This window comes from Flavobacterium sp. GSP6 (genome assembly GCF_003984855.1).
GTDB lineage: Bacteria > Bacteroidota > Bacteroidia > Flavobacteriales > Flavobacteriaceae > Flavobacterium.
In genome coordinates, this window is the sequence record NZ_RYDO01000005.1 from 180,906 (window position 1) to 203,681 (window position 22,776).

Sequence of the window (22,776 nt, forward strand, 5' to 3'; positions counted from 1 at the left end):
TTTGGTATTACATCAGAATCAGAAATAATTTCAAAATTTATTCGTACCAAAAACAGGAAGAGATTAAGGCTTTTTGGTTGTTCAATAATTTGAAAACAGGCAATTTTTATCATTATCCGAAAACGCTATCTTTCAGGGAGTAAAACCATTGACCGAAACGGAAAAATGGAGTTTTTAATTATTGTTTCATTCAATAAACCCGAACAAACAATGGTTTATTATAAACAAAGTGGCAGATTCAAACTCTTTTTAGAGGATTAAAAAGTAGTGGCTTTAATATAAAAATACACATGTGGCCGATTTAGAAAGGCAGTCAAAATAATTAATTCTGTTTTTTTAGCATTTTATTCGGATGTTCGTGATAGTATATTAGTTTCTTTCTTTCAACATAATTCTTGCTAATATTAACTTCAATTGGAATATTATCTTTTATGAAAAAAATTTCCGCGTCAAAAAATAGTATATCGAAAACAGAGACCGATAAAACTTCTGCAATTTGAACAACTCTCGAAATTGTTAAATCAATTTCACCTCGTTCAATTTTTCCATAGCCACTAGTACTCATTTCTAATTCTGCAGCAACAAAATCACGTGTTAAGTTTTTCAGTTCTCTTATTTTTTTAATATTAATATGCCTACGAAAGTACCTCACCATTCCTTTATTAGATTCCCACTCAATCGAACATCTTCAAAATCTTTTCCTCTTAAATAATCTATTATTTTTTTGTATTTTCATCTTCACCTTCAATTTTGAATTTCACTTCATTTTAATATTATTTAAATTTTTGTCATTAATTATACTCATAAGGCTTTTGGATGAATTGATTAAACTGAGATTAATAATAGGATATCCAAAGTTTCCCTTCTAAATAGTATGTGTTTTAGCGTTTATCTTATTCTATTTCTTCTTTTTTGTGTACATTTGGACACCTAGTTATATCGATTTCGGTATGTTTTATTTTAGATATATGTTTTTAAGCATATTCCCTTTTGAATATTTGTGCTACTCATATTCAAAAAAAATCTTTTTATTCTAAAGTAAGTACTATCATTATAAATTAAAAAAAAGATTTGCCAAATTGAAAATAAGAAAGATAGTTGTTGGTTTTATTTTTATGGGATTTATTGCCTGTAACAAGAAAGAGGAATCAGCATCTTTGGACGATTCAAAAAAAGTTAGTCCATTAATAGCAAGATCAAAAACTGATACTATCAATTTGTCATTACTAGATTCTTCTAGGAGGGTTGATTTAAAATATTCTCTAGAGCAACTTGACAATACTAAGGGACTTTCCAATAGCTCTGTGAATACTATTTTTCAAGATTCTGAAAATTTACTTTGGGTTGGGACTTGGGATGGTTTAAACCGATATGACGGGACTAATTTCAAAATTTTTAGACCCGAAATTAATAAAGAAAATAGCCTTAGTAATCAGGTCATTCTTAAAGTAGACGAAGATGATTTGGGTAGGATCTGGATCTTGACAATGCACGGAATTAATCAATATAACAAAAAAACGGATCGTTTTGAACGTTATTATTTTTCCAGAAAGAATAGCCCTCCATTATCGGAATCAGAATTCAATATGGCACTTGATCCATCCAAAAAAGTCTTTTGTGCCGTAAAAGACTGGGGAATTGGTTATTTCGACGGTACGGCTTTTCAATTATTAAGTTCTAAAAATCTTCCTAGAAAATCCGTTAAAAAAATGGAATTTACATCTAAGGGCGATTTGATCGTATTGTTTGAAGATCAAGAACTTTATTCCTTGTCTATTGAGAATGCCAAAGCAAACGGAAAAATAATTTCAAAAACAGCCTTGATTTCTGTCAATATTAGAACGTTTGAAATAATGTCTAATCAGAAAATAGTTGTTATTCCGACCTCAGGGAAAGTTATATTACATTCCATGTCGGATAAAAAAAACAAGGAAATTCCAGTACAAAATATAGAAAACAGTATTGGTCATGTGCCTGAGGGTCTTGTTTTATCTAGCCATTCGGGTTATCGTATTATTGATAGTTTGGGAAATGTCTTCACTAAACCCTGGTTGAAATATCTCAAGAATCAAAAAGTGACTGCTTTGATTCAAGGGAGTGAAAATGTGATTTGGACCGGTACTGATGGGGATGGAATTTTTAAAATGTATCCGCTTAAAAAACCATTCAATCTAATTTCAAAAACACAAATTCCTGAACTGGATGGTGGTATTGTGAGGGCATTTTTAGAAATAAAGGGAAATTCATTTTGGGTAGGAACAAAAGGAAAAGGACTGTTTCGATTGGCTCCTAATTTTTATCAAAATCCGGATAAAACGTTAGAATATAAAAATTTTAACGAAAACAATAGCCTTATTAATAATGCGGTGTTTTCTTTATGCAAAGGACAAGATGGGCTTGTTTTTATAGGAACCGATGGAAATGGAATTACTGTTTACGACTTGGCAAAATCAAAATTAGTCAGTTGGTCAGAAATTCTGGGAAAGGAACAATGCCACTATTTCAAATCTGTTTATGCCATTTATCAGGATAAAAAAGGATTCATTTGGCTTGGAACGAATGGTTATGGGATGATTCGTTGCAAAATTGAGCGTTCTGGAGAAAACCTGAAAGTAAGTCAGTTTAAGATATACCAAGCTGATAATAAAGAAAAAAATGCTTTAAGCAGTAATATTATTTACTCCATAGTACCCGAGAAGGAGAACCAACTTTGGATAGGAACCCGATTGGGAGGTTTGAATCTTTTTGACAAAATAACAGAAAAATTTCAAACTTACAAAAACATAAAAGGTGATCCAAAAAGCCTATCCAATAATGATATATTGAGTTTGAAAAAAGATGGAGAAAATAGGCTTTGGATAGGAACCAGTTTTGGTTTAAATCTTTTAGATCATTTAGGAAGCGATGGCAGGGCTATTTTTAAAAGTTATACTACCAATCAAGGTCTCCCAAATAACACCATTCATGGGATTGTTTCGGATTCGAAATCTAATCTATGGTTAAGTACTAATTTTGGACTGTCCAACTTTGTTCTAGAAGAATCAAAGTTTATCAATTACACTAAAAATGAAGGCTTGCAAAACAATGAATTTGCTGATGGAGCATTTTACCAAGATCCAAAATCAGATTTTATTTTTATGGGAGGAATAAAAGGGTTTAATTATTTTCTTCCTCAAAATATAAAAGAATCCTCTGTAATTCCTGATATTTTAATTGATAAAATTAGTGGACAAAACCAAGCAGTTCCCTATTATCAGGGATTGGTTATTTCGCCTGATTCGGATACACATCCGTCTATTGTTTTAGATCATAATCAAAATTTTTTTGATATTGAGTTGGCCGCATTAACTTATATTAACAGTGAAAAATGCCAATATGCCTACCAACTGAAAAAATTTGATAAGGAATGGAATACAATCAATAACCGAAGAATTATTTCCTTTACGAATGTTCCCAGAGGGAATTATTCCCTGTGGATAAAGTGGTCTAATAGTGACGGTGTTTGGAGTGATCCGGTTCATGCAATTGACATCCGAATTAAACCCGTTCTCTGGCAATCGAATCTTGCCTTTGTAATTTATACTGTATTGGCTGTGCTTTTCATCTTGTTTGTACTCAGTTATTACAAGAAACGCCAATCTTTGAGCCAAAATATTCTTTTTAGAAAACGGGAAGAAGAGCTACATGAAAACCGCCTTACCTTTTTTACTAATATAGCCCATGAGTTTCAAACGCCTTTGACCTTGATTGTAGGTCCCATACAAAAGTTGTCTGAAACGACAAATTTGAGTGAAAAGAATCAGAAGTTTATTCAGATGATTCAGAGAAACACTTCAAGATTACTGTTCTTAACACAGCAATTACTCGAATTTAGAAAAGCCGAATATGATTATTTAGAAGTAAGTGTAAAGGAGTTTGATCTGGTGAATTTAGTAGAACAAATTGCGGAACTATTTGATGAATGGGCGCTCAGTAAAAATATTAATTACCATCTGGATATTCCGTCTGAATTGTTGGCTTGGTTTGACAAGGATAAAATTGAGAAAATAGTATTTAACCTGATGTCAAATGCATTTAAATATACTCCAGTTAATGGTAAAATTGACCTTAAATTTCATATTGAGGATGGAGATCCAAAACGATTAAATATCACGATAGTTAATACAGGAAAAGGAATTCCGCAAGAAAAATTAGATTCTTTATTTGATCGATTTTTTCTTTCTGACACAAATAAAGGAACCGATAATGATCTGTTTAGAACCGGTATTGGGCTCGCTTATATTAAAAAACTTGTTACCGTCTTGAGAGGCGAAATTATTGTTTCAAGCATTGCAAATGAAAAAACAATCTTTACGATTCTATTACCTTGCAGTAAAGAAGTATTTAGTGAAAAAGAATTGGATACAGAGTTAAGCCCTATTTTGATTTCTCACCATCTCAAAAATATTCTGGAAGAAAATCCTAAGATATCGGATACCATAAACCCTAAAATAGCATCTCTTACAATTCTGGAAGACCATCGTAAAACAATATTAATTGTTGAAGATGAAAAAGACATTCATCTCTTTTTGAATGAATTACTAGGAGAAAAGTATAGAATTATTGTCTCCTATAATGGCTTAGAAGCGTTGAATATTCTTGAAATTCAAATTCCGGATCTTATTATTAGCGATATAATGATGCCTTTTATGGATGGCGTAGCACTTTGTGAAAAAGTAAAAAAAGAAATTAAGACTTGTCATATTCCATTTATCATGCTTACTGCCAAAGATTCGGTTTTACAACGAATTGAAGGAATTGAAAGCGGTGCTAATTCTTATATTCCAAAACCCTTTCATCCAGATCATCTTTTAATCCGAATTCAAAAACTGCTGGAAGAAAAAGAACAAATACATAAATATTTTACTCAGGATACTCTTATCGAGAACCTCACAAATCTTCCCATAGAAAAGGAAGAAAAAGACTTTGTGAAAAAGGTAATTGAGTTAATTCGAAAAAATATTGACAATGAGAATCTTCAAAGTTTATTCATCGAAAAAGAATTAGGTATTAGCAGTTCTCAATTATATCGAAAAATAAAACAGATTTTTGGTTTTACACCAGGAGATTTAATTCGGACAATACGCTTAAAACATGCTGCAGAACTTTTGCGTAAAAATGTATTGACGGTTTCGGAAGTATGCTACCAATCAGGTTTTAATAATCGTTCCTATTTTTACAGGGAGTTTAAAAAAATGTATGATAGCACTCCAAAAAACTATCAATTTAAGTACAAAGCTAAGTACTAATTATTATTTTAAACATCTGTAAATCAATGCGTTTTTGATTCGTGTACACTTTTGATGAAATAGTGTACATAATTCTATGTGTCCTCCTGCTAATTTTATAAAATGATTTATGAATTACAAACCAAAAAACCATTAATGCATTTAATTAACCTAATTTTTATGAACATGAAAAAAAATATTCTAGTTAATAATCAATTTAATACTTTCTTATCATGAAAAAAAGTACTGTTTATACTTTGTTTTTACTTTGGACCATATTATCAGGGAGTGCATTGTATGCCCAAACCATAAAAGGGATTGTATCAGATAAAAATGGTCCCATACCACAAGTAAATGTAATCGTTAAAGGAACAACAACAGGAACGGTAACTGATATTGATGGTAGTTTTACCATTTCTACAGTGAATTCTAACGCTATCCTTGTCATTAGTTATCTTGGCTATCTAAGCCAAGAAGTACCTGTATCAGGAAGAACAGATTTAATTATTACCCTAAAAGAAGACTTGAATTCTTTAAATGAAGTAATTATAGTTGGGTACAATAGCCAAAAAAAGGCATCCATAAGTAGTGCCGTTTCAATGGTAGATATGGAGAGCCTTTCAAAAACAAAAGTACCCGATGTGGCACAAGCTTTACAAGGACAAATAGCTGGTGTTTTTGTAGCTGCAAATACGGGAGCTCCTGGTGATGGTATTAAAATTCGAATAAGAGGAGAAGGAACATTAGGAAATAACGATGTTTTATATGTTGTTGACGGCGTTTCTACTCGCGATATTTCTTTTCTTAATCAATCGGATGTGAAATCGATGACGGTATTGAAGGATGCCGCCGCAGGAGCAGTCTATGGTTCAAGAGCTGCTGGAGGAGTGGTGGTTATTACAACCAAAAGCGGACAAAAAGGGAAATCAACAATTAGTGCCGATTATTACTCGGGACTTCATTTTGCAACGAATCTCCCTAAAATGTTAAATACAGATCAATACTTAACGGTAAAAGATCAGGCTTGGCATAATACTATAGGGAATTCTTCCTCGGCAATTAGCCCTTATGTAGCAGACAGAAGCAGAAGTGATTTAGCCAATACAAATTGGCAGGATGAATTGTTTACAACTGGGATTTCAAAAAATTTCCAAGCTTCAATTAGTGGAGGTTCTGAAAATTTGCAATACTTAATTTCAGGAGGTTATTTTGGAATGGATGGAATTGTAGTAGAAAACCATGATAAATACCAGCGTGTAAATTTTAGAGCAAATATTAATGCGAATGTTTCAGATCGGTTTAATGTGGGAACTAATCTCCAGATTAGCCATGCAAAACAAGACAAATTATCTTCCAGTGGAGATGCACCGGGTATCATTCGCCATGCTTTATTGCGTTCGCCAATATTAGGGGTTTATAAAGACATTAATGATCCCACCTATTCTGCAAGCAATCCATATACGGATTTACCTTTCTATACGGGACCTGATAATGGATGGAGTCAAAATTATGAATTTACTTCAAACCCAATTGCTATAGTCCATTTTACAGATGACAAAAGAAATACGTTTCAAACATTTGGAAATGTATATGGAGAATATGCTTTCTTAAAAGATAATTCTTTAAAATTTAAAAGTAATGTGGGTGTTGATATTCAATTTACCCATAACAAAAATTTCGCTCAAAATTTTGGAGATGCTAATATCAGTGATGTCAATAATACTTATTATGGTCTGGGAAGAAATAATAGACCTAATGTACTAGATGAAAATAGAGGTCAAGGTATGACATTCACTTTTACGAACACTTTAAACTATGTAAAAACAATTAATGAAAAGCACAGCGTCAATTTATTGTTAGGTCAGGAAAGCATTACTAGCGATGCTGCTGCAATAGGCGGTAGCAGACAAAATTTTGATAACACTTCTGACTCTTTCAGATATCTTGATTATGGTGGTCAAGGTGTTTTAGATGCCGATGGGAATGTAATAAGAGCCTTTCCATATAGTTCTGGTTCAGCGAGCAATTGGGCTCTTTTATCTTATTTTGCTTCGGGTACTTATGGATTTAATAACAAATACTTTGCAACTGCTACCATGAGAGCTGATGCCTCTTCCAGATTTGGAGCCAATAATAAATGGGGCTATTTTCCATCTGTTTCTGGTGGGTGGATAGTATCAAAAGAAAATTTTATGTCTAAAATAGATTGGATTTCTAACTTAAAATTAAGAGCCAGTTGGGGGCAATCAGGCAATCAGGAAATACCGAATAATGCTTTTGAAACTCTAGTTTCAACAACAGGCGGAATAGTCAACATCATTCGATACGGGAATCCTGATCTTAAATGGGAAACTACAACTCAAACTAACTTTGGATTGGATTTGAGTATCCTTAAAAATAAACTTTCATTGTCAACGGATTACTTTGAAAAAAACACAACTGATATTCTATTATCGGTAAACTTGCCAGCGGTTTCTGTTGGTGTAATTGAAAGTACAATTGTAAATGCAGGGGCTGTAAGTAATAAAGGATTTGAACTTGGTTTAAATTTTCAGGATAATGATCATGCTTTTAAATATAATATAAATGCAAATGTTGCCACATTAACTAATAGGGTGAATAAACTTCAAACTTATGTGAAGAATATTATTGATGATGGGACCCATACAAAAACGGAAGTTGGACAAGCCATTAGTTCCTATTATGGTCTTGTATTTGACGGCATTTATCAAAACGATACTGAAATAAATACTACTTTATTTTCAAACTCAAATAATACACAGCCCGGGGACATTAAGTTCAAGGATTTAAATGGAGATGGTCAGATTAATGCTGATGATAGAGCTATTATAGGAAATCCTATTCCAAAAATGACCTATGGTTTTTCATTTTCGGGAGAATACAAAAATTTTGATATTTCATTCTTATTACAAGGGGTAGAAGGAGTGGATCGTTACAACGATTTGAAGCAAATTTTAAATTACGATAGTCGTCCATTCAACTCTATGGTTTCGGTGCTGGATAGCTGGCATGGTGAAGGGACCAGTAATACAACACCACGAGTTACTTTCAATAATAATGGAGGAGGAAATGTTTCCAGTGTTTTTGTTGAAGATGCTTCTTACCTTAGATTAAAAAATATTGAAATAGGATATACGTTTGATAGTAAGGTTATTGGAGTTAAAAATTTACGTATTTATGCTTCAAGTCAAAACCTTTTCACAATTACAAAATACACAGGATTAGATCCAGAATCAACTTCATTGATTGATAAAGGAACCTACCCTCAATCAAAAGCATTTATTTTGGGACTTCAAGTTCAACTTTAATTCAACTTTTAAAATATTAAATTATGAAAAAAATATTTATAGCATCAATCTTTATGAGCTTATTGTTTGCAGTTAGCTGCCAAGATGAGCTTACTACTGATCCCATAGGAGCAACAACTTTGAAGCAGGCAAATACTACTCCAACTCTTACTTCGGTAGAGCTTTCGGTAAACTCATCCTACTACTTACTTTCAAATAGTTTGAATCTTTTGGCACAATGGGATTGGAATGGAGGGCTTGTTTTTCAAAATGATTATGTAATGCAGGACATTGCTTCTGACGATATGGAAAAAAAATGGAATCCTGACGGAGATCAGCCTTGGATGGATGATATCAATAATTATACTTTTACTTCTACTAATGGCGGACCAAACGGATTATGGAAATATGATTATGAAGGAATCAAAAGAACTAATATTGCTATTGGTTTCTTAACAAGATCTGACATTGAGTCTGTTACGGGTATCACTTCTGAAAGAAAGAATCAACTCTTGGGAGAAGCTTATTTTTTAAGATCCTATTATTATTTTTCATTGGTGACTAATTTTGGTGACGTGCCATTAATTTTGGCTCCTGTTCAAACCTATCAAGAAGCTTTTACGAATGCCATTCGAGCTGACAAAGCATTAGTCTGGGGCAGTATTAAAGCCGATTTAGTATTGGCAAAAGGGCTTTTGCCAAATTCAAAATACAGCTCAACTACTGAAAAATGGAGAGTCTCAAAGGGGGCCGTAATCGCTCTTCAGGCCAAAGCAGCATTGTATACACAAAACTGGGCAGAAGTAATCACTCTTGTAAACGAATTGACTCCACTTGGATATAGCCTGAATGCTAATTATTTTGATAGTTTTAGCACCGAGTTTACAGATTTGGAGGTTATTTTTGCGTTTAATCATCAAGGAGGGCAGACTCCCAGAAAAGGAAATGGAATTTGTGCACCATTAGATTGGGGATTCTTTGCTCCCAGTACAGACTTTCTTAATTCCTTTGAGGTTAATGATCCCCGAAAATTATATACTGTAAATACTACAAATCGCAATGTAAATAAAATGTTAGGAAGCTTAGATGGAACGAATAAAGGCAATGATGAAGCACCTAATAATAAAATTTACATGCGTATGGCCGATGCTTTACTTTGGAAAGCAGAGGCGCTTAACGAAACGGGTGATTATTCTGGAGCGATTGCTATAATTAACCAAATAAGAGCCAGAGCCAGAACTACGGTAAATGCACTTGGTTTAGTTCCGCCAAGCGGCACATTATTAGACAGAGCTAATTCTTCTGACAAAGCAGTTGTCAAAGGCTGGTTGATTTCAGAAAGAAGAGCCGAACTCGGGTTTGAAAATCAAAGAATGCTGGATTTAAAAAGATGGGGAATTGCGAAAGCAGTTATGACTGCTCATGGGAAAAATTTTCAAGACCGACATATGTTGTATCCAATCCCTCAATCAGAAATTGATGCCTCTGCAGGTCTTTTGATACAAAATCCTGGATATTAGACAATAAAGTTTGGTTAGCGAATTAGTTAGTTAGTACCATTGAGAAGTAGTAGTTAAATACTAAAAATTACTGCTTCTTTTTTTTAAACAAATTATGAAATAACTCTTTATTCGGAATCAGAGAATCAATATAATCCAGCATTAAAAAATAAAAACATGATAAAAAGCAAAATAGTTATTTTTATTGCTCTGGCGACTTTTCAATTAGGATATGCACAAAAAGCCGCAGAACAAATTTCAATTCGTTTGGTTGATGCAATGCCTAATATGCCGACGCCCTACAAGATGAAGGATTGGAAAAAAGTAACAGCGCAACAAGATTCGCTTTTATATGATTTTAATGCTAAGGGACCACTTCTGCCATTAATTTGGTGGGATGATAATAAAGTAAATGTACCCATTCGTTCTTTCGGGATTCCAAGTTATGTTGGTGCTTCAAGAAATATGAATAAACAGTCTAGCTATGAATCATTACCCGTAATTGGTTCTGTTTTGGGTGCGTCATTGGTAGGAATTGATAAAAGTAATTACAACGGAATTGATTTTGTATCAATGTGTCGACAATTTTATAATACTAAAAACGGAGAAAATTTAGTTATGAATTCTGTTGACAGAAAAACAGGTGAAACCTTTTGGTATGATATTTTTCCAGGAATGGCGTTCAATATGCTCGTGGACCAATATCCTAAAAAAAAGGAAATCGCTGACATCATGAAATTGAATGCCGATAAGTGGATTGTCTGTATAAATAGATTATCCAAAGAAAAAAAATATCCTGATTTTAATTTCACTGCTTTCGATTTTAAAACTAACAAGGGAGTTTATAACGGTGTTTGGCATGAGCCAGATGCAGCTGCGGGTTTAGCATGGCTTGAATTTACCGCTTGGAAAAAATGGGGAGATGCTTCCTATCTTCAAGCGAGTAAATCCTGTATGGATTATTTACAAAACCGACCAGAAAAAGAAGGTGCTTATTATGAGATCATGATGCCTTATGGTGCTTACATGGCAGTACGAATGAATGCTGAATTAGGAACAAAATACGACGAGATAAAACTATTGAATTGGTGTTTTGACGGGCAAAACTCCGACCGTAATGGATGGGGTGTAATGGCTGAAAAATGGGGGCAATATGATGTTGATGGTTTAGTGGGGCAGAAAAAAGAGGAGCAATATGCTTTCGCAATGAACACCTTTTCGCAAGCGGCAGCATTGGTTCCAATTGTAAAATATAATCCTTCTTATTCTAAAACCATTGGAAAATGGATTTTGAATTTATCAAATTCCAGTCGACTTTTCTATAGCGATGAACATCCAAAAAACAGACAAACCAGTGCCGTATGGCAGGGAGATCCAAACCATGTGATTTGCTATGAGGGTCTTCGCAAAGATTTAGATCATGGCAATGGTTTTGAAGTTTATAAAGATGTATTGGCAAATGAAGGTCCTTATGCTTTGGGTGATCAGATGAAACAATATTCCTCAGCTACCGATTTGTGTCCTTATGGATCAGCTTGGGTTGGAATGTTGGCCTCAATTGTTGACACGACAAATGTGGAAGGAATTCTGAAAATAAACTGTAATGCAACCGATTTCTTTTCTTCAAGAGCATTGCCTACGTTTTTGTTTTACAACCCTTATAAAGAAATAAAAAATGTATCCTTTAATGTAGGGAACAGTTCCGTAAATATTTATGATAGTGTATCAAAAAAATATATTGGACGAAAGGTTAGTGGAAATTTTAATTTCAAATTAAATGCAAATACAGCTATGACACTCATAATAGTGCCATCAGAAATAAAAACATCCATGAAAAATAAAACACTTATCGCAGGAACAAATATCATCGATTACCATTATTAATTTTGAAGTACACTATTTAAATTAAAAACACAATTACACTATAAAAAATGATCGATATCGCAAAACGTTTTACACAAAATCCCTTATTATCACCGGCAGCTCTTCCTCCTAGTAGAGAGGGTCTAGAAATTACCTGCTTGCTTAATCCTGGAGTATTTCAATTTGAAGGAAAAACGTGGCTTTTGGTTAGAGTTGCTGAAAGACCCAAACAAAAAGAAAATATCATTTCGTTTCCAATACTAACGGAAACAGGGGCGATTCAAATTATTGAAATCCCAACAAATGATCCTGAATTAGACGCCAGTGATGCTAGAGTCATTAATTATAAAGGGGTTGATTATTTGACGACACTATCGCATCTTCGATTAGTATGTAGTAAGGATGGAATCGAATTTCATGAACCAGAAAATTATCCTCCTTTGGTTGGCGAAGGTATGTTGGAGACTTTTGGAATTGAAGATTGTCGTGTCGCTTTATTGGACGGAAAGTATTATTTGACCTTTACGTCTGTTTCTCCAAATGGTGTTGGCGTTGGTTTACGCACTACCACCGATTGGAAAAATTTTGAATCGCATGGAATGATGTTGCCTCCGCATAATAAAGATTGTGCCATCTTTGATGCGAAAATTAATGGTTTGTATTACGCCTTACACCGTCCAAGCAGTGTGGATATTGGTGGGAACTATATTTGGATTACGTCCTCTCCTGATGGTTTGCACTGGGGAAATCACCAGTGTATTATTAAAACCAGAGCCGGGTTGTGGGATAGTAAAAGAGTGGGTGCTGGTGCTGCCCCTATAAAAACAGAAAAAGGTTGGTTGTCTATTTATCATGGGGCTAACGCCTCGCATCAATATTGTTTGGGTGCCTTTTTAATGGATTTAGAAGACCCTACTAAAGTAATTGCACGAACAGAAGATCCTATAATGGTTCCAACAACAAGTTATGAATTGAGTGGTTTTTTTGGAAACGTAGTTTTTACTAACGGACATATTGTGCAGTCAGACGGAGATACTATCACTATTTATTATGGTGCTTCCGATGAGTTTGTTTGTGGTGCAGAATTTTCGATCAAAGACATTTATTCACTTTTAAAATTTAACTAATGTTCCAGAAACTAAAAACCGAAATTGGTCATTTTAAAAGTCAGACGCACAATTTTCAAATATTAGTACTTACAAATCTGGTGTATGCCATCGTTTTACCAGTAATAGATATTTTTGTGGCTGCTTATGTAATGCGAAGTTCCAATGATCCCGTTAAGGTAGTTATTTATCAACTGACAATTTATGCCGGAATTCCACTCACTTTTTTACTAAATGGTTATTTATTAAAACACTTCAACATTAGAAAACTATATTCAGCTGGAATGATGCTCAGTGGTGTTTCTATGATGATTATGATGTCCTTGAAGACCCTTGATTTAGTAGGAATAGGATTTGCTGGAATTACTATGGGATTGTCTTTTGGTTTTTATTGGTCTAACCGAGATTATTTGGCATTGGCCATAACTAATGATACAAACCGAAATTATTATTATGGTTTGGAAACTTTTTTTTACACGATTATTGCTGTTGTCATTCCGATTACTATAGGTTGGTTTATTGAATCTAGCGGGGATACCGCACAAATTCATACTGCTTATTTAATCATTACCGGAATTGTGTTTTTAGTAACTGTCATTGCCTCTATAGTTTGTTTTAGGGGGACGTTCCAAAATCCAATACAGAAAAAATATGTGTTTTTTAAATTTCACCAACTCTGGTATAAGTTGTTGTCATTATCCTTATTGAAAGGTTTGGTACAGGGTTTTCTTGTAACAGCCCCCGCCATGTTAATCATGTTATTGATAGGAAAAGAAGGAGCATTGGGTACAGCACAATCCATTGGAGCCATAATTGCAGCCGTAATTATGTATGTTATAGGAAGAATTGCAAAACCTTCAGACCGAATTAAGATATTTACAGCAGGACTCGTTTTGTTTGCTTTAGGAGCAGTGGTCAATGGATTATTATTCAATCAAACGGGTGTTATTATTTTTATTTTATTATTATTGATTGCAAAACCGCTGATGGATTTGGCCTATTTTCCAATCCAATTTAAGGTAATCGATATTGTTTCAAAAATTGAAAAAAGAGGAGAATTTGCTTATATTTTGAATCATGAGGCAGGATTATTTGCAGGTCGCTTTTTGGGAGCAGGTACTTTTTTGGTTTTGGCCTATACTATCTCAACCGAAATTGCCTTACGATATGCAATTGTAATTGTAGCGGTATTGCAGTTGAGTTCTATTTTTGTCGCCAAAAAAATTATTGCAGAAGGAAATTTACTTTCTCCAGATGAACCTGAAATTGATAGTAAAGTTATGAAGGAAGTTGCAGAGAAAATTGTTTAAATACAGAATCAAAAAATAAATTTTTATTTATAATTAAATCAAACAAATAATGAATACTATTTTCAAAATCACTTTGACAAGTCTATTTTTTATCCTTTGCGTACTAAGTGGTTCAGCACAAATAAAGCAAAAAAATATTGCTCGTGTAGATCAAATGCCCAACTTGCCGAAACCATTTCAAATAATAGATTATAAGAAAATGGCGGTCCGTTTTGACAGTACCGTATATGATTTCAACGCTAAAGGTAAATATTGGCCATTGGTATGGATTGACAAGAGCCAAAATAATTTTCCTCAAGATGTTGTTGGTTTGTACACTGCTGTTGGCGATGTAAGACAAGGGCCTTCTAATAATAAAGGAATGTTTCACGAATCGTTGGCTACTATGGGAGCTACTTTAGGTGCTAGTTTAGTAGGTATTGATAAAAGCAATCAAGAGAATCGGAATCATGTCAGTATGATGAAAAATTATTTTAATACTGAAACGGGTTGGGACATTATGATGAATAATACTAGTCCAGAGGTTGCTTTGTTAGGAGGAGGTTATGGGAGAGACTGGTGGTATGATGTTTATCCAAATCTGTTGTTTTATGCTGTTTATGATCAATATCCGAACGAGCCTGGTTTTGATGTTATTGCGAGAAGTATTGCTGAAAAATTCTTCAAAGCTGATTCGATATTGAATGGGAATTATAATTATTCTTATTTTGATTACGGTAAAATGAAACCAATGAATAATAACATCTGTGCCCAACCCGATGCAGCTGCTGGACATGCCTGGGTATTGTATTCTGCTTATAAAAAGTTTGGAGATCCAAGATATTTAAAAGGAGCCAAAAGTGCCTTATCTGCACTACAATCTCAATCTATAAATCCAACCTATGAATTATTAATGCCTTTTGGTGCTTATTTGTCCGCCCGAATAAATGCTGAAGAGGGGGAAGATTACGACACTGCTAAGATGTTGGAGTGGACTTTCGATGGAACCGCCATTTGCCGGGAAGGTTGGGGCGTATTAGTAGGCAATTGGAATGGATTTGATATTTCAGGAACAGTGGGAAGTACGGTGGATCACGGAGGATATGGTTTTTTGATGAATACCTATGATATGGCTTGGCCAATGGTTCCAATGGTTCGTTACAATCAATCGTATGCCACGGCAATTGGTAAATGGATGTTGAATGCTGCCAATGCTTCTCGATTTTTCTATCCGCAATACATGCCTGATGAACATGAAACGATTCCACAATTGGCAGAGGTTACTAAAGGAGTTATCGGATATGAAGGTATAATTCAACAATCCAGTTATAAAGCGTATGAAAATTTAAAAGGGCCTGTTGCGCAAGGAGATGGTCCACTATGGGTAGCGGGTGAAAATCCTCAAGAATCTCAATTTAGTGTTTATGGAAGCGGACATGTGGGTATTTTTGGAAGTATTATTCGAGCAACAAATGTGAGTGGAATTCTACAATTAAATTTATTGGCTACTGATTTTTTTAAAGACAAAGCCTATCCTTCTTTTTTATATTACAATCCTCATAGCAATACTAAAAAAGTTATTATACAAACAGAGCAAGGAAAAAAAGTAGATTTATATAATACAGTATCCGGACGTTTTGTTGCTCGAAAGGTTTCTTCGTTGGCCAAAATAAAGATTGCCCCAGAAAGTGCTGCAGTTATTATTTGTGTCCCTTCAGGCGGAGCAATTACGTATGAAGGTTCTAAGATGTTGGTTGACGGAATTGTTGTAGATTATAATTTTCAACAAAAAAAATAAAATTTTGATAGGAAGTTTTGAATTATGACGCTCTTTTTACGGGCACCACTTTTACTAAAATTTGAATACCTAATTATGAAAAACTGTAACTATTTATATTTCAAGGTAAGTAAACTTCAAAGAGCTGATTTAAAACTGTATTATAAAAGCGAGTAAATAACTACTATAGCTTCGAGGTCAGAAGACCTCGAAGAGCTGGTATTATTGAAAAAATCATAATAACTTTTTCTATCTTAAGCCTACGGCATTTTAAACTCGAGAAACACCAACATATCTCTCAATTTAAAAAAGTTGTTGATAATTTTAATTGCTTTACATAGGAGCATAGCTGTTAGTGGTAGTAGTATTTATTCTTCCAGATTATTCTTCGGTTTGTTTTTGGCCAAGTTTGATATTACAATTGTAATTAGTAACGAAAATATTAAGCCTAAAATCCACTTATTTAAATCCACAACGGTTTCAACTTTATCCTTTATTAATTCAATTTGTAACTCGTTTTCTTTTTTGATATTTTCAATATCTTTATTCAAAAGTGGAATTGTTAATGACTTCTCAGGATTTTCGATAATAATATTATTCAATGTCTCAATCTTCTTTTCCAAATCTTGAATTCGCTTTTCACTTGGTGACGAAATGGAAATAGTTGAATCTTTTGTTCTCAGCCTATTCTCTAACTCAGATATACGCTCCTGAAGTTGTATATTTTGATTTTCTATTTTTAACTTTTGAGTGTCATTTTTTATAAAAAGAGTTTCGAGAAAGTAATACGAAATGACTGTTATTCCTAGAATAGAAATTAGAGTTGAAAAGAAATTGAAGACTTTTTGAAACTTTCTTTTTTTAGTTTCCTCACCAAATTTTTTTTGTAGGTCATTAAATTCCTGTTTGTTCATATGAATTTCTTTTTAGATATAAGTTCTGAAATATTAGCGCTAACGTTCTGGTTTGGAGTAATTGTTCATTTGCTAATAGGAATGGGCACGGAATGCAATTCCGCGCGAACGGGTTAACGTTGTAATTATTTTGTCGAAAGATGATTCTATCATAATGATGTTCAGGAATTAAATGCTTTTACCATCAATTCTTGTTCTCCTCTTGAAATACCTATTTCACTAGCAATGTTTTTCCAATTGCTTGTTGCTTGGAGTACTTCTTGTATGATGGTTTCCATTTGTTCTTTGTTTAGGCGGAAATATTCTCCAACACTTTTTGCTAATTCGAAATCGAGGTCGTTATTATCGGTATCGATATTTAAAGCCAAACCATCCTTTTCAATTGAGGGGTTTAGGTCATAGGCTGGTGACAATATCCAACCTTCTTTGGTCAGGATAAAGCCGTGGTTTCTTAAATGGTCATCTGTGTTTGAAATAGCTATGTTAAATACTATTCTGCGCCATAATTGGTATAAGTTAGCTACTATATTTGTTCCATGATTACTAATAAATTCGGCTATGTCTAAATAGCTTGCCGGATTGTGCCGGATTGTATCTTCATTGTTTCCAGTCATGGTCATTGCGGATGCAAAGTGTATTCTTTCTCCGTTTACCCTGTCGAAGCGTTTTGTGAAAAATGTATGGTAGTTCCCCATTATTTTTTCGATACGACATGGTGCCATTTCTATACCCGCATTTATTGCCAATTTATAGGATAGGAATTCCCAGGCACCTTTGTCTGTGGTGTCGGTTTTGGATGGGAATTTGGCAATCCACAGGCTTTTATCATTGTCTAAGATATTGGCTTTTGGTCTAGCTCCTCCGAGTGAAGAACCTGGTGCCATCAACACAGATAGCCATTTTTTTACCTCATCATTGTCATCGTCATTTTCAAAATTAGCAGCTGCATTTTGTAGTTCGCGAATGGATGACCAAGGCGGTGTTGAAGCTGTTTTGTTGTTGTCTAAGAAATCTCCTTCCGGATTTATTTTGAAGCGTAATGCTCCCATACGACTTTCATCGTAAACACCTAACAGAAAATCAATATCATAGAGTGTTGGTGCTTTTTCTCCTTCTTCTTTTGCCCATTGCGCCGCTCTCCGCTTCATCAGTGTTCTTCCCCAAGTGTCGGGCATACTGTCCAAAAAGATTCCGAAGTTTTCTTTTTTGTTTGGGTATTGTGGTCCACCATATAATTGAATGTCCGGGTCTAACAGGAATTTTTGTTCCGATTTTATCCAGTCTTTATTATATTCAAAGCTGAATGCTTTTTTGCCTTTAGCTTGTTGTGCTGATAAGATGCCAATTATCTTGGGTTCAGGTAAACCCTTCCAATGTGCATATACGTATATTTCAGTTTTTATAGACATCTTATATTGTTAAATTGAGATTATACCAGACTGCCACTGGCAGTCCTCCTCTTAAAATCAAATATTGCAAATGTGCGTAAACGTATATGTCGGTTTTGTTAGTTGCCATTTTATATTATTAATTTACCACCCCGCCCTTTGGGCACCCCTCCAAAGGAGGGGAATTTTAGTGCGAGTTAAGTAGAGTGGTTTTATTTTAGAAGTTCGAGGTCTTGGAGTTTTCTTCCGAGTTCATCGTCTGAAGCTAGTTTTAGGAAATCGTCCTGAAGGCCTAATACTCTGAGTACATTGAAATAAGCACCCATTGCCACACTTGTGTTTCCTAACTCGATTAGGTGTAATGTGGATCTTGAAATGTCGGCTCTCTCCGCGACTTGTATCATAGTGAGTTTTCTTCTTTTACGAGCCATTTTTATGTTTTCTCCCATTTGCTCCAATATCTTGTCATACTTTGGGAATACGGTCTGTTTTTTCGTTGCCATTTTTTAAAATGTTCGTTATTCTGAACAAAAATAGCCTTTATGTTTTAAATAGCAAACATTTGTTTTTTATTTCTTATTTGTTATGATAATAAAGTAATGACAAAGAGTGGCTTTATATTCATCCGAAAGAAGTGTTACTGTTTAAAAAGATACCGCTACAGTTTGGGATAGCTTGAAATAAGTATATAAAATATAATAGTTTATTTGTTTACTATTACTTTCAGGTTAATGTCTCCGACTTCCTTTAAATAATTTTCGGTTACCCCAAGTAATGTTAAGATACTTTGAGATGTATTCGTTATGGATAAGCTCGGTTGAACTATAAAAACTTCAAAATTCATTGGTTTACTATTCTTAGCTATTGTCAATAATCTTTCTAAATCAGGTTTAGTTCCTTTTTCTAAACGACTTCTTTCCTCACCACTTCTTGTTTTTATTAGTCTACGTAAAAGATGTTCAAAGAATTCCTTTCCTTTTTTATGTTTCCAATGAATAGATTTTTGTGCTTGACCACATACTTCATAAAAGTTGTCTACACGAGTATTCACTAAACCGTCTTTGGCAAATTTCAGATGATAAAATTATATCAAAAAAATTATAATAAAAGACAGATTATAAGACTTGAACTCCTACATTAAAAAGGCGCAATTCGTAAAATAGCGCCTTTTCTGGATTTATGACTATCCGTTACTAATTCCATTGCGTTTTATTTTGTCATTTCGACGAAGGAGAAATCACATCAGTTGCTCTCGTTATGTGATTTCTCCCTTTGGTCGAAATGACAAAAGAGCTAAATTTCATTTGTAAAATGTAGTTTGGATAAAGTAACGGACAACCATATTTAGATTTAAATTAAAACTTTACAATTAAAAACTGAAAAAATATTTTAATTTTATTTTTTTTGTAATTTTGACGTAAACCAAATCCCAACTTATCAAAACACAAATACCCAATGACCTCCTTAAAAATTTTCTTAATTGAAGACGATCCTTTTTTTGGAGAAGCTTTAAAATACCATTTGAAGCTAAATCCTGATTTTGATATACATCTTTTTAAAACCGGAAAAGAGTGTATCAGTAATTTATATCTAAAGCCAGATATTATATGTTTAGATTTTGGTTTACCTGACATTACAGGGGATAAACTGCTAAAAAAGATTCAGGAAACAAATAACAAAATCCCAATTATTATCATAAGCGGTCAAGATGATATTGAGGTTGCTGTCGACTTTTTAAAATCGGGTGCCAAAGATTACATTGTTAAAAGCGAACACACAAAAGGCTTGCTTTGGAATGCAATCATTAAAATTAGAGAAAATCTTCTATTAGTAAACGAAGTAGAAGAATTAAAAGAACAATTAGAACAAAAATACAGTTTCGAAAAAACGATAATTGGGCAAAGTGATGCCATAAAAAAAATTTTTAATAAAGTAAATAAAGCTATTAATACGAATATCAATGTCTCAATAACTGGAAAAACCGGAACAGGAAAAGAAGTTGTTGCCAAAGCTATTCACTATAATTCAGAAAGGAAAAATAAGCCATTTATCGCCATAAATATGGCTGCAATACCTAAAGAATTAATGGAAAGTGAATTTTTTGGTCACGAAGCAGGAGCTTTTACGGGAGCCAATACCAGAAATATTGGAAAATTTGAACAAGCGAACGGAGGAACAATCTTTCTGGATGAAATTGCCGAATTAGATTTGAATCTTCAAAGTAAATTACTAAGAGTTTTGCAAGAAAGAGAAGTGGTTCGTTTAGGCGGAACTACTAAAATAAAATTTGATGCTCGATTGATAATTGCTACCCACAAAGATTTGGCTCAAGAAGTAAAAAATGGAACTTTTAGAGAAGATTTATATTATAGAATTATTGGTTTACCCATAGAGTTGCCACCACTAAGAGAACGAGGAAATGACACGTTGTTATTAGCCAAATATTTTATTGACTTATTTACAAAAGACAATAAGATGAAACCTATATTCTTATCAAAAGAAGCTAAAGATACACTACTAAGATACCCCTTTCCCGGAAACATTCGAGAATTAAAAGCGGTTATCGATTTAGCGTGTGTAATGTGTGAAAACAACAAGATTTTGCCGGATGACCTTACTTTCAACAGTATCCATAACACCGATTTTTTCCTATCTGTAGAAAAAACTTTAAAAGAATATACTGCCGAAATTATAGCTCATTATTTAAAAAAAAACAATAATGATGTGTTAAAAACAGCAAAAAAGCTAGCTATTGGAAAATCAACCATTTATAATTTAATTCAATCTTCTGAGAATGCCAAATAAACGTAATCATTCAACTTCTTTTAAATATGATGAATAAAAATCTCCCGATACCACAAAATGAAGTGTCTCGTTTAGATGCTTTGGCTCAATACAATATTCTTGATACTTTACCAGAAGAAGAATTTGATCGTCTCACACAATTAGCATCGATAATATGCGGAGTTCCCATTGCATTAATTACTTTAATTGATAAGGACAGGCAGTGGTTTAAATCTAAAATTGGTTTAGAGACACCCGAAACACCTAGAGATATTTCCTTTTGCCAATATACAATTAATGGTGAATCCCTTTTTGAAATTGAGGATGCAACAAAGGATGACCGTTTTTTAAGCAACCCTTTAGTAACAGACCAACCCAATATCCGATTCTATGCCGGGTATCCATTAATTGATCCCGATGGCTATGCGCTTGGTTCTCTTTGTGTAATTGATAGAAAAGCTAGAAAATTAACTGCCGACCAAAAGCGGGTATTGACACTCTTGGCTAATGAAGTAGTTTCGCAAATTGTATCTAGAAAAAAAAATGCTGAAAAGGATAAATTAGAAAAAATGTTCAACCTTTCAATGGATCTGATATGCGTGGCTGGTACTGATGGATATTTCAAAAAACTGAACCCTGCATTTACATTAACTTTAGGTTGGACAATAGAAGAATTGCTTGCAAAACCGTTTTATGACTTCATTCACCCTGATGATGTTACTACCACTTTTAATGAAATTAAAAAATTAGCAACAGGAGAAAAAACGATAAACTTCGAAAATCGGTTTATAACAAAAAATAGCGATTACCCGTCAATAAGCTGGAATGCTATTTCTGATGAAATAACAGGAGAACTTTACGCAGTTGGACGTGATATTAGCGAACGAAAAAAAGCAGAAGAAAAACTAACGGAATACAAACATTTTTTTTACAACACAGCTAACTTTTCTTGTATTGCAAATGTGGAGGGTTATTTTGAAGTCATTAATTCAAATTTTGAAAAGGCATTAGGTTATAGCGAAAGAGAATTGCTCGAAAGTCAATTTCTGAGTTTCGTACATCCTGATGATATTGATTTAACCCTAAAAGAAATTAAGAAACTGCAAAGAGATGTTAAAACTATAAATTTTGAGAACAGGTATCGCAAAAAAGATGGAAATTATTTGTGGTTCGATTGGCACGCAACTCCCAATCCTGTCACCGGAAAAATTTACGCAATTGCCCGTGATATAACTGAACAAAAAAAAGCAAAAGAGTTGCTAACACAAAGCGAGGAGTATAACCGTTTTATAATGAATTCTTCTCCAAATTCAATTGTAACTATCAATAGCTCCAAGAAAATAACTTTTTGGAATCTACAAGCCGAAACTGTTTTTGGCTGGAAAAAAGAGGAAGTGTTAGGAAAGAACATGATTGATTTATTAATTCCTTCGCGCTACCGGGATACGTGGAACAAAGTAATAGATAAATACCCTAAAAATGAGAAAAATTCATATAGTAATCAACTGTGGATATGCAAATAAAAACTGCACATTAAGTTAAGCTACATTTTTGTAATTAATTTGATTGTTAAATTCTTCA

Annotated in this window: 14 protein-coding genes; 9 read left to right on the top strand and 5 right to left on the bottom strand. The window is 33.7% G+C overall.

Annotated elements, in window-relative coordinates; translation table 11 throughout:
- Positions 1-322: 322 nt before the first annotated feature.
- Positions 323-655 (bottom strand): helix-turn-helix domain-containing protein, encoded by a 333-nt coding sequence (locus EKM03_RS07660; protein ID WP_126563041.1) that lies wholly within the window; start codon positions 653-655, stop codon positions 323-325.
- Between the two features lie 424 nt (positions 656-1,079).
- On the opposite strand from EKM03_RS07660, the gene EKM03_RS07665 reads away from it, so the two are divergent.
- From EKM03_RS07665 to EKM03_RS07695, 7 genes are all read left to right on the top strand, one after another.
- Positions 1,080-5,288, top strand: a complete 4,209-nt coding sequence (locus EKM03_RS07665) for a two-component regulator propeller domain-containing protein (protein WP_126740119.1) — start codon at positions 1,080-1,082, stop codon at positions 5,286-5,288.
- A gap of 212 nt (positions 5,289-5,500) precedes the next feature.
- Positions 5,501-8,596, top strand: coding sequence for a TonB-dependent receptor (locus EKM03_RS07670; protein WP_126553723.1), 3,096 nt, complete (start codon positions 5,501-5,503; stop codon positions 8,594-8,596).
- A gap of 23 nt (positions 8,597-8,619) precedes the next feature.
- Positions 8,620-10,095, top strand: a complete 1,476-nt coding sequence (locus EKM03_RS07675; RefSeq protein ID WP_126553725.1) for a RagB/SusD family nutrient uptake outer membrane protein — start codon at positions 8,620-8,622, stop codon at positions 10,093-10,095.
- Positions 10,096-10,251: 156 nt separating this feature from the next.
- Positions 10,252-11,958 (top strand): hypothetical protein, encoded by a 1,707-nt coding sequence (locus EKM03_RS07680; RefSeq protein WP_126740120.1) that lies wholly within the window; start codon positions 10,252-10,254, stop codon positions 11,956-11,958.
- 47 nt (positions 11,959-12,005) lie between these two features.
- Complete coding sequence (locus EKM03_RS07685) at positions 12,006-13,064, top strand: glycoside hydrolase family 130 protein (RefSeq protein WP_126740121.1); 1,059 nt, start codon at positions 12,006-12,008, stop codon at positions 13,062-13,064.
- Positions 13,064-14,353: an MFS transporter gene (locus tag EKM03_RS07690; RefSeq protein ID WP_126462724.1), complete on the top strand. Its 1,290-nt coding sequence runs from the start codon at positions 13,064-13,066 to the stop codon at positions 14,351-14,353. The genes EKM03_RS07685 and EKM03_RS07690 overlap by 1 nt, the downstream gene beginning before the upstream one ends.
- Before the next feature lie 49 nt (positions 14,354-14,402).
- A complete protein-coding gene (locus EKM03_RS07695) occupies positions 14,403-16,130 on the top strand; it encodes a hypothetical protein (RefSeq protein WP_126576332.1) in 1,728 nt (575 codons plus the stop codon).
- 347 nt (positions 16,131-16,477) lie between these two features.
- Here the strand turns inward: EKM03_RS07695 and EKM03_RS07700 are convergent, their stop codons facing one another.
- The 4 genes from EKM03_RS07700 to EKM03_RS07715 form a co-directional block, all read right to left on the bottom strand.
- Positions 16,478-17,023 (bottom strand): hypothetical protein, encoded by a 546-nt coding sequence (locus EKM03_RS07700; RefSeq protein WP_126740122.1) that lies wholly within the window; start codon positions 17,021-17,023, stop codon positions 16,478-16,480.
- Between the two features lie 161 nt (positions 17,024-17,184).
- Positions 17,185-18,432 carry a type II toxin-antitoxin system HipA family toxin gene (locus tag EKM03_RS07705; protein ID WP_126462716.1) on the bottom strand — a complete coding sequence of 416 codons (1,248 nt, stop codon included), beginning with the start codon at positions 18,430-18,432 and terminating at the stop codon, positions 17,185-17,187.
- A gap of 191 nt (positions 18,433-18,623) precedes the next feature.
- Positions 18,624-18,860 carry a helix-turn-helix domain-containing protein gene (locus EKM03_RS07710; RefSeq protein WP_233584074.1) on the bottom strand — a complete coding sequence of 79 codons (237 nt, stop codon included), beginning with the start codon at positions 18,858-18,860 and terminating at the stop codon, positions 18,624-18,626.
- A gap of 254 nt (positions 18,861-19,114) precedes the next feature.
- On the bottom strand, positions 19,115-19,462 hold the full coding sequence (locus EKM03_RS07715) for a hypothetical protein (protein WP_126462711.1): 348 nt from the start codon (positions 19,460-19,462) through the stop codon (positions 19,115-19,117).
- Positions 19,463-19,866: 404 nt separating this feature from the next.
- Between EKM03_RS07715 and EKM03_RS07720 the strand changes: the two genes are divergently transcribed.
- Both EKM03_RS07720 and EKM03_RS07725 read left to right on the top strand, forming a co-directional pair.
- Positions 19,867-21,216 (top strand): sigma-54 dependent transcriptional regulator, encoded by a 1,350-nt coding sequence (locus EKM03_RS07720; RefSeq protein WP_126462709.1) that lies wholly within the window; start codon positions 19,867-19,869, stop codon positions 21,214-21,216.
- Between the two features lie 26 nt (positions 21,217-21,242).
- A complete protein-coding gene (locus tag EKM03_RS07725) occupies positions 21,243-22,718 on the top strand; it encodes a PAS domain S-box protein (RefSeq protein WP_126740123.1) in 1,476 nt (491 codons plus the stop codon).
- Positions 22,719-22,776: the final 58 nt, after the last annotated feature.

Bases quoted from the DNA above. Each gene is read 5' to 3' on its own strand.
- EKM03_RS07700 (WP_126740122.1), bottom strand. From the start codon at position 17,023: ATGAACAAACAGGAATTTAATGACCTACAAAAAAAATTTGGTGAGGAA.
- EKM03_RS07690 (WP_126462724.1), top strand. From the start codon at position 13,064: ATGTTCCAGAAACTAAAAACCGAAATTGGTCATTTTAAAAGTCAGACG.
- EKM03_RS07660 (WP_126563041.1), bottom strand. From the start codon at position 655: ATGGTGAGGTACTTTCGTAGGCATATTAATATTAAAAAAATAAGAGAA.
- EKM03_RS07720 (WP_126462709.1), top strand. From the start codon at position 19,867: ATGACCTCCTTAAAAATTTTCTTAATTGAAGACGATCCTTTTTTTGGA.
- EKM03_RS07685 (WP_126740121.1), top strand. From the start codon at position 12,006: ATGATCGATATCGCAAAACGTTTTACACAAAATCCCTTATTATCACCG.
- EKM03_RS07680 (WP_126740120.1), top strand. From the start codon at position 10,252: ATGATAAAAAGCAAAATAGTTATTTTTATTGCTCTGGCGACTTTTCAA.
- EKM03_RS07710 (WP_233584074.1), bottom strand. From the start codon at position 18,860: ATGGGAGAAAACATAAAAATGGCTCGTAAAAGAAGAAAACTCACTATG.
- EKM03_RS07725 (WP_126740123.1), top strand. From the start codon at position 21,243: ATGATGAATAAAAATCTCCCGATACCACAAAATGAAGTGTCTCGTTTA.
- EKM03_RS07695 (WP_126576332.1), top strand. From the start codon at position 14,403: ATGAATACTATTTTCAAAATCACTTTGACAAGTCTATTTTTTATCCTT.
- EKM03_RS07675 (WP_126553725.1), top strand. From the start codon at position 8,620: ATGAAAAAAATATTTATAGCATCAATCTTTATGAGCTTATTGTTTGCA.
- EKM03_RS07705 (WP_126462716.1), bottom strand. From the start codon at position 18,432: ATGTCTATAAAAACTGAAATATACGTATATGCACATTGGAAGGGTTTA.
- EKM03_RS07670 (WP_126553723.1), top strand. From the start codon at position 5,501: ATGAAAAAAAGTACTGTTTATACTTTGTTTTTACTTTGGACCATATTA.